Origin of the sequence: Streptomyces spongiae (assembly GCF_009377185.1) — a bacterium.
In the GTDB taxonomy this organism is placed as follows: Bacteria; Actinomycetota; Actinomycetes; order Streptomycetales; family Streptomycetaceae; genus Streptomyces; species Streptomyces spongiae.
On sequence record NZ_VJZC01000511.1, the window covers coordinates 1 to 7205 of the forward strand.

At 68.8% G+C, this 7205-nt stretch carries 7 protein-coding genes and 2 pseudogenes; 6 read left to right on the plus strand and 3 right to left on the minus strand.

The window, feature by feature from the left end; all coding sequences use genetic code 11:
• Together FNH08_RS39900 and FNH08_RS39905 are read left to right on the plus strand one after the other, a co-directional pair.
• The coding region (locus FNH08_RS39900; RefSeq protein ID WP_322726230.1) for an oligopeptide/dipeptide ABC transporter ATP-binding protein at positions 1 to 185 on the plus strand (185 nt) is incomplete at its 5' end.
• The gene (locus FNH08_RS39905) at positions 182 to 874 is read left to right on the plus strand and encodes an ATP-binding cassette domain-containing protein (protein ID WP_152776415.1); all 693 of its coding nucleotides are present in this window, start codon (positions 182 to 184) and stop codon (positions 872 to 874) included. The genes FNH08_RS39900 and FNH08_RS39905, both read left to right, overlap by 4 nt.
• 179 nt (positions 875 to 1053) lie before the next feature.
• Here the strand turns inward: FNH08_RS39905 and FNH08_RS39910 are convergent.
• Positions 1054 to 1236, minus strand: a pseudogene (locus tag FNH08_RS39910) (alkaline phosphatase D family protein); the annotation flags it as partial.
• Here FNH08_RS39910 and FNH08_RS54215 point away from each other — a divergent pair.
• Positions 1202 to 1696, plus strand: a pseudogene (locus FNH08_RS54215) (DUF397 domain-containing protein); the annotation flags it as partial. The pseudogenes FNH08_RS39910 and FNH08_RS54215 overlap by 35 nt on opposite strands.
• 133 nt (positions 1697 to 1829) lie before the next feature.
• Here FNH08_RS54215 and FNH08_RS54220 read toward each other — a convergent pair.
• Entirely contained in the window at positions 1830 to 2855 is a 1026-nt protein-coding gene (locus tag FNH08_RS54220) for an Lrp/AsnC family transcriptional regulator (protein ID WP_152776416.1), read from the minus strand.
• 145 nt (positions 2856 to 3000) lie between these two features.
• Here FNH08_RS54220 and FNH08_RS39925 point away from each other — a divergent pair, with 145 nt between their 5' ends.
• Positions 3001 to 4410 carry a type III PLP-dependent enzyme domain-containing protein gene (locus FNH08_RS39925; protein WP_322726231.1) on the plus strand — a complete coding sequence of 470 codons (1410 nt, stop codon included), beginning with the start codon at positions 3001 to 3003 and terminating at the stop codon, positions 4408 to 4410.
• A gap of 167 nt (positions 4411 to 4577) precedes the next feature.
• On the plus strand, positions 4578 to 6206 hold the full coding sequence (locus FNH08_RS39935) for an N-acyl-D-amino-acid deacylase family protein (RefSeq protein WP_152776417.1): 1629 nt from the start codon (positions 4578 to 4580) through the stop codon (positions 6204 to 6206).
• A 17-nt stretch (positions 6207 to 6223) separates the two neighbouring features.
• Here the strand turns inward: FNH08_RS39935 and FNH08_RS51205 are convergent, their stop codons facing one another.
• Positions 6224 to 6430 carry a hypothetical protein gene (locus FNH08_RS51205; protein ID WP_194238787.1) on the minus strand — a complete coding sequence of 69 codons (207 nt, stop codon included), beginning with the start codon at positions 6428 to 6430 and terminating at the stop codon, positions 6224 to 6226.
• 62 nt (positions 6431 to 6492) lie between these two features.
• Between FNH08_RS51205 and FNH08_RS39945 the strand changes: the two genes are divergently transcribed.
• Positions 6493 to 7205 (plus strand): amino acid ABC transporter permease (locus FNH08_RS39945; RefSeq protein ID WP_228034643.1); only part of this gene is annotated, 713 nt, incomplete at its 3' end.

A 7205-nucleotide genomic window follows, 5' to 3' on the forward strand; every position in this document is an offset into this window, starting at 1 on the left:
CTCCGGCCCCCACCGCCCTGCCGCCCGGCTGCGCCTTCGCACCGCGCTGCCCGCTCGCGGAGGGCCGCTGCCACCGTGAGGAGCCGCAGCCGTGGCCGGCGGGCGACGGCCACGAGGTCTCCTGTCACCGCTGGGACGAGGTCCCCCACCCGGCCACCGAGTTGTTCCTGGAGCAGCGAGCATGAGCCCGAGCCACCCCCTCCTGGAGGTCCGTGACCTGGTGGTCCGCTACGGCCCGGTCACCGCCGTGGACCACGTCTCGTTCACCCTGGACGCGGGCGAGACCCTCGCACTGAACGGCCCCTCGGGCTGCGGAAAGTCGTCCACGGTCACGGCGGTCCTGCAACTGCGCCGCCCGGACGCGGGTGAAGTGCGCTTCGAGGGCCGTGAGTTGACGCGCCTGACCGAACGCGAACTCCGCCCGGTGCGTCCTCGTATGCAGCCGGTCTTCCAGGACCCGTACGGCTCCCTCAGCCCTCGTCACCGTGTCCGCGACGCGGTGGCGGAACCGCTGAGGGTCCAGGGCCGCTGGGACGCGCGGGGCCCATCACGGGTGGCCGAGCTGCTCGACCGGGTCGGCCTGGACCCGGCGTACGGCGACCGCTTCCCGCACGAACTCTCCGGCGGCCAGTGCCAACGCGCCGGAATCGCCCGCGCGTTGGCGTCCGAGCCCCGTCTCCTCGTCCTCGACGAACCGGTCTCGGCCCTGGACCCGTCCGTCCGCGCCGGGGTCCTCAACCTGCTCGCCGACCTCCAGGACGAGCTGGGACTGGCGTACCTGTTCATCTGTCACGATCGAGCAATCGTACGGCACTTCGCGGACCGGTCGATCGAGATGCGGGACGGGCGGGTCACACGGTCGGGGCGTCAATGACCCGTGTCGCCCGCACAACACTCGCCGCGTGGCAGCGCACGCCGCGGTACGTCAGCAGTCTTCCGGTCTGTGACGGAGCCCCGAACCCCCGGCAGGCCACGGGCGTTGTACGCGGCGGATGCCGGCACCGCCCGAGCGAAAACCGTGCCAGGCAGAGCGCCGTCCCGTGTCGCGAACGGCGCGGTCCCGGCGAGGACGTCCACGCGCTGCTCGGTGTAGCGGTTGTCGGTGAGCACTTCGCCCGGATACCAGTTGTTGAGGACCTCGTGGTCGTCCCACTGGTTGATCTGCGGGACGGCCGCGGCGAAGGCGCGGAGGTTCTCGTCCATGAGGTTGTACTTGTGCCGGCCGCGGAACTCGGCCTTCTTTGCCTCCCTCAAGGGCACCCGCAGGGGAGGGAAGATCGCAGAGCCCCGGTTCAAGTCCCGCAAGGACAACCAGCACGCCGTCCGCTTCACCGCGAACGCACGCTGGTCGATCACCCCCGGCCGGGACCTGCGCCTGCCGAAGATCGGCGACGTGCGGGTGAAGTGGTCCCGGCAGCCTCCGTCCGTGCCCTCCACGGTGACCGTGATCAAGGACGCCGCAGGGCGGTACTCCTGCTCGTTCGTCGTGGACACCGACCCCGAGTACCTGCCCGAGACCGAATTACTCACAAGGAACGCCGAGCACGTCATCCCCGACGCGTCCACCCTCCAGGCATGGCGCAAGAGCACCTACAGCGGAGGCTCGGGCGGCGGATGCCTCGAAGTCAGCGACGGCCACCCCGCGGGTGTCCCTGTGCGTGACTCCAAGGCCCCGAAGGGCCCCGCCCCCGTCAGAACCTCCAAGGCGTGCGCGGGGGTGCTGTTACGTACGTCGAGCGCGGTCGGAGACGAGAAACTCGATGCCTCGGACTGCTGGACGTACGCCCGGATCCACCGGTGGGTGGTGGAGTGGATGGCTTGCCACCATCTCAGGCGTCCAGGAAGTCCCCCACATTGGGCGCCGCATACCCGACGCTGCGCCCCTCGCTGTCGAGCAGTCGACCCATCTGATTCACGGTGTGCAGGCAGGCGGCCCGGTCCACGATGGAGAGATTTCGAGAGCGCTCTGTGATCGTCGCCTCCAGCTGCGGCAGATTCCCGAGCGATCGTAGCCAGACCATCAGCAGGAGGTTCCGCTCTCCCGTAAGGGCGCAGCACAGGCGTACGTCAGGGAGCGCCGTAAGCGAGCGTGCCGTGGACTCCATGTGCTGCGGTGCCACGCTCGCCCACAGTACGGCCGAGTGCGGCCAGCCCGACAGGGACTGTGCCATCTCGCAGCGCAGCCGGAGCAACCGGCTGGTCAGCAGGCGCTTGACGCGGCGGCGCGCGGTGGGCTCGCTGATCCCGGCGCGGTCGGCGATCGCGGTGTAGGACATGCGGCCGTCCTCGTGCAGCAGCCGGAACAGTTTCCGGTCCACAGCGTCCATCCGGGCACCTCCCACCGTCGTGGACGGTGCGCCGGCCGGTTCCAATGCGTGTCGCTGTGACCGTTCGAGGCTGCGCAGACGCCATCGGCTCGGCTCGCCGTAGCCCACGGTCCGTATCTCCGCTCGGTACGCCCGGACACCGGACAGCTGCCCTACCGTGCCGCGCAGGAACGCCGACACCTCCGCGGATGTGCGCAACGTCGCCACGACCAGCAGCCCGTACAGGCCTGTGAGGTGGTGGACGTAGCGCACGTGGGGCTCGGTACTCAACGCGGTGGCAATGTGGTCCAGCCGGCCGGGAATGCAATCGATCTCGATATACACCATGCAGAACTCACTGTGCAGGGCCGTGCCGGCCACACAAGTGACCCACGCCAGTCCCTCCTCGGCCAGCCGCTCCCAACGGCGTGCCACAGTCACCGGGTCGAGCGCGAGCGCCCCGGCCATCTGAGCCCAGGAGGCGCGCGGGGAGAGCTGGAGCGCATGGATCAGCTCCAAGTCCTTCTCATCGACGGAATCGTGCGACATGCCTCTACTTATCACGGTGTACGAGCTGCGTATAGGCCTCCCGTTCGCCTGTCGTGACGGAATGCTGCGTTTCGGTAGTCGTTCCACGAAGCCCGCCGATTCTGGTGGCCCGAACACTCTTGGGGCACCGAGGAGGTCCGAGATCGTGAGGATTGCGCAAGTCGATCAAGACAGTGAAGGCGGTCGACATCAGCGTGACCGAGCTGTCCGCGAGGCGGTGCGGTCCGGTCTGATCGGCCCCGCCCATGTGGCGGCGGGGTTCCTGGACGCCGACGGGATCCAGGAGTCCGTGCGCGACCTCCAACGAGCCTTTGGCGACGCACCAGTGCTGCACACGTTCGCCGCCAAGGCCGCGCCTTTGGTCCCCGTGCTGCGACTGCTCGCCCGGTCCGGCATGGGGTGCGAGGTCGCCAGCCCGGGCGAGTTCGCCCAGGCCGTCGCTGCCGGCTTCCCGCCGGAACGCATCGTGCTGGACTCACCCGCGAAGACCCGTGCCGATCTGGTCCACGCGCTCGCCTTGGGAGTGGCGGTGAACGCCGACAACTTTCCCGAGTTGGACCGCATCGGCTCACTACTCGCTGTGCGCGAGAGCACCTCGGTGCTCGGGCTGCGGATCAACCCACAGGTCGGCGCCGGAGCCATCGACGCGATGAGCACCGCCTCGCTCGGCTCGAAGTTCGGCGTGCCAATGCGAGATGCCGGAGCACGGAAGCGCATCCTCAAGGCTTTCGCCGAGCGGCCCTGGCTCACTCGGCTGCACGTGCACGTCGGTTCGCAAGGCTGCTCCCTGGAACTCATCGGCCAGGGAGTGCGCGCCGCGTACGAACTCGCCGAGGAGATCAACGCGATGGCGGGCCGGCAGCAGGTGACCAGCCTGGATATCGGCGGCGGCCTGCCGGTCAACTTTGACGACGACGAGATCCGCCCGACCTACGCGGATTACGTCCGGGAGCTGCGCGCCTCCGTTCCCGAACTCCTCGGCGGGCGCTACGACCTGGTAACAGAGTTCGGTCGTTCGCTGGTCGCCAAGAACGGCTTCACGGCCGCGGTCGTGGAGTACACCAAGGACACCGGCGGCCGCCGCATCGCGCTGACACACGCGGGCGCGCACATCGCCACCCGTACCGTCTTCATGCCGGAGGCGTGGCCGCTGCGGATCGCCGTGTACGACTCCGACGGCAGGCCCAAGCATGCTCCGGAGCGGGTCCAGGATGTCGCGGGCCCGTGCTGTTTCGCCGGAGACCTCGTAGCCCGCGGACGCAAGCTGCCCGAACTGGCACCTGGGGACGTCGTGGTGCTGTTGGACACCGGCGGCTACTACTTCTCCTCCCCCTGGTCGTACAACAGTCTCGCCCGGCCCGCCGTACACGGCTTCACCACGCGCGAATCGGACATACGGTTCGCCGCGGTCCGCCCGGAACAGACCCTCGTCGAGATCCTGGCGGAAAGCGGCGTCGACCAGGCAGACGCACTCCTCTTCAGTGACGTGGACAGCACCCCGGCCCACAGGGATCGAAGGCCGACACCTACGGCCCCTACCCCAACGCGAACATGATGGGCGCCCTCGGGCTGTGCCGAAGGCACCCGGCTGAGGACGCTGCTCTCGGTGGGCTGGACGCTCCTCATCCCGGCAGCGGTCATGTACGCCCTCATCCTCCTACGGCTCACCTGACCGCCTGCATTGCCAGGTACCGAACCGAACTCCACTGCGAAGGAAGAAAGTTGAACGAATTCGATGTACTCGCCGTCGGCGGCACCGTCATCGACGGCACCGGGGGCCCGGTCCGACGGGCCGATGTCGGCATCCGGGGCGACCGCATCGTCTTCCTCGGACGGGCCACGCCTCACGCCACCGCACGGGAGGTACTCGACTGCACCGGCCACGTCGTCGCGCCCGGCTTTGTCGACCTGCACTCGCACGCCGACTACACCGTGTGCGACACGCCCAGCGCCGAAGCGTGCATCAGACAGGGCGTCACCACCATCGTCACGGGCAACTGCGGCGCTTCCCCCTTCCCCATCACTCCCGAGCGGCGACATGCGTGGGACACCACGCTCGCACGCGGCGGCCTCAGCACCGCCGACATGCCCTGGGAGGACTTCGACGGATTCGCACGCGCGGTGGAGGAGGCCGAACCGTGCGTCAATCTCGCCGCCCTCGTCGGCCACGCGGCCCTCCGCGTGGCCACTGTCGGCACCGAACGGCGCCCCGCGACAGCCGACGAGACCGCCCTCATGCGCAAGCTCCTCGCCAGGGCTGCCGAACAGGGGGTGTTCGGTCTGTCCACCGGACTCATCTACGCTCCCGGGTCGTTCGCCGACACCGACGAGGTCGTGGCGCTGGCCACCGAGGCGCGGCAGGCCGGACTGCTCTACAGCACCCATGTACGCGACGAGGGCGACCATCTCGTCGAGGCCGTGACCGAAGCTCTGGAAACCGCCCGACGCAGCGGCGTGCGCCTTCAGATCTCGCACCTCAAGGCCCTGGGCCCCGCCAACCACGGCAAGGTGCACGAGGCGCTGGCCCTCATCGACTCCGCTGTCGCGGAAGGAGTGGACGTGGCGTGCGATGTCTACCCCTACGCCGCCTCCTCCACCCGGCTCACCTCGCGCCTTCCCGACTGGGCGCTGGACGGCGGTCTCGACGCGCTCCTCGCCCGACTGGAGAACCCGAAGACCCGCGAGGCGATCGCTTCGGAACTCCGGGCGAAGACCGGACACACCTTCCTTCCCGAAGGCACCGTCATCGCCGCGATGCCGCCGGGCCGCTACTGCTCGTGGGTGGGAAGCACGATCCAGGACATCGCCGCCGCCACTGGCCGCGATCCCGCCGAGGCATCCCTCGACGTACTGCGCGCGCACGAGGCCCAGGTCTGGATCGTCAACCATGCGATGTCCGAGGCGGATGTGGAAACAGTGCTGCGCCACCACGGCAGCGCGGTCGTCAGTGACGGCTGGGTACTGGACACCGCCACCGACGGCAACCCCCACCCCCGTCACTTCGGTGCGTTCGCCCGGGTCCTGTCCCGGTACACCCGCGACGGCCAGGTCCTCACGCTCCAGGAGTCCGTCCGCAAGATGAGCGCGCTGCCCGCCTCTCGCCTCGGCCTCACCGACCGAGGCATCCTGAGCGAAGGCGTGGCCGCCGACCTCGCCGTCTTCGATCCCAAGACGGTCAGCGACACCGCCACCTTTGACGCGCCGCTGTCTTATGCCGTGGGCACTCGTCACGTCCTCGTCAACGGCCTCCCCGTACTGCGTGACGGCGTCTTCACGACGCACCGCCCTGGCACGGTGCTCCGCAAGACGGCCGGGCGCTCCCTCTCCCACCACACGAGGAGGTCACCTTGAGTTCCACACCCGCCCCGTCACAGCCGACTGAGCCCCAGTCGGGAGCCCTGCACACCGCGTTCCGGGAACTTCGTGACCTTTCCGCCGCCGGCCACCATCCTCATCGTCGGCTTCGGTATCGCCGTCAGCGAGGCGAGCCGGCTGTTCTCGGCGCTGCTGTGCCGCGAATACCTGAGTTTCGCACTGTCGATGACAGCGATGGGGCGGTCCGCTCGGAGTTCCACGCCTCCGTTTCCTCCTTCGCGCCTGGTCAGGAGTCGTGATGACCCTCTCGTCCCCTCTCTCTTTGGCTTCGAATGCTCTGGCCGACACGTTCTTCGACTGGGGCCTGATCGCCCGGACGTTTCCGCGGTTGATCTCCGAGGGCCTGCTGAACACGTTGACGATCGCCGCAGGGGCCATCGTGCTCGGAGTCGTGATCGCTCTTGTGGCCGCGATGCTGCTGCTGTCGAACCGGTGGTGGGTGCGGCTTCCCGCCCGGCTCTACGTCGACGTCTTCCGCGGCCTTCCGGTGATCATCACGGTGATGCTGGTCGGCGTGGGTCTGCCCGCCGCCGGCATACGCCCCTTCGGCACCGACCCCTTCGGCTACGCGGTCCTGGCGATCGGCATGATCTCCGGCGCCTACACCGCCGAGATCTTCCGCTCCGGCATCCAGAGCGTCGACACCGGACAGTTGCAGGCGGCCCGCAGCCTCGGCCTGAGCTATCTCCAAGCGATGCGCCTGGTAGTGGTGCCGCAGGGCATCCGCCGCGTACTGCCCGCCATGACCGGCCAGTTCGTCAAGGACATCAAGGAAAGCTCACTGGTCTACCTCCTCGGCCTCGCCGTCGGGCAGCGCGAGCTGTACTTCATCGCCCAGGAGGAAGTCGCCCGCACCTACAACTCCTCACCCCTGATCGCCGCGGGCATCTGCTACCTCGCGCTGACCATCCCCATGACCTACTTCGTGAACTACCTGGACAGACGGCTGCGCGAGGGCCCGCGCCCCGGCAACAC

Coding starts and splice junctions, on each gene's coding strand:
- FNH08_RS54220 (WP_152776416.1), bottom strand. CDS start 2,855: ATGTCGCACGATTCCGTCGATGAGAAGGACTTGGAGCTGATCCATGCG.
- FNH08_RS39905 (WP_152776415.1), top strand. CDS start 182: ATGAGCCCGAGCCACCCCCTCCTGGAGGTCCGTGACCTGGTGGTCCGC.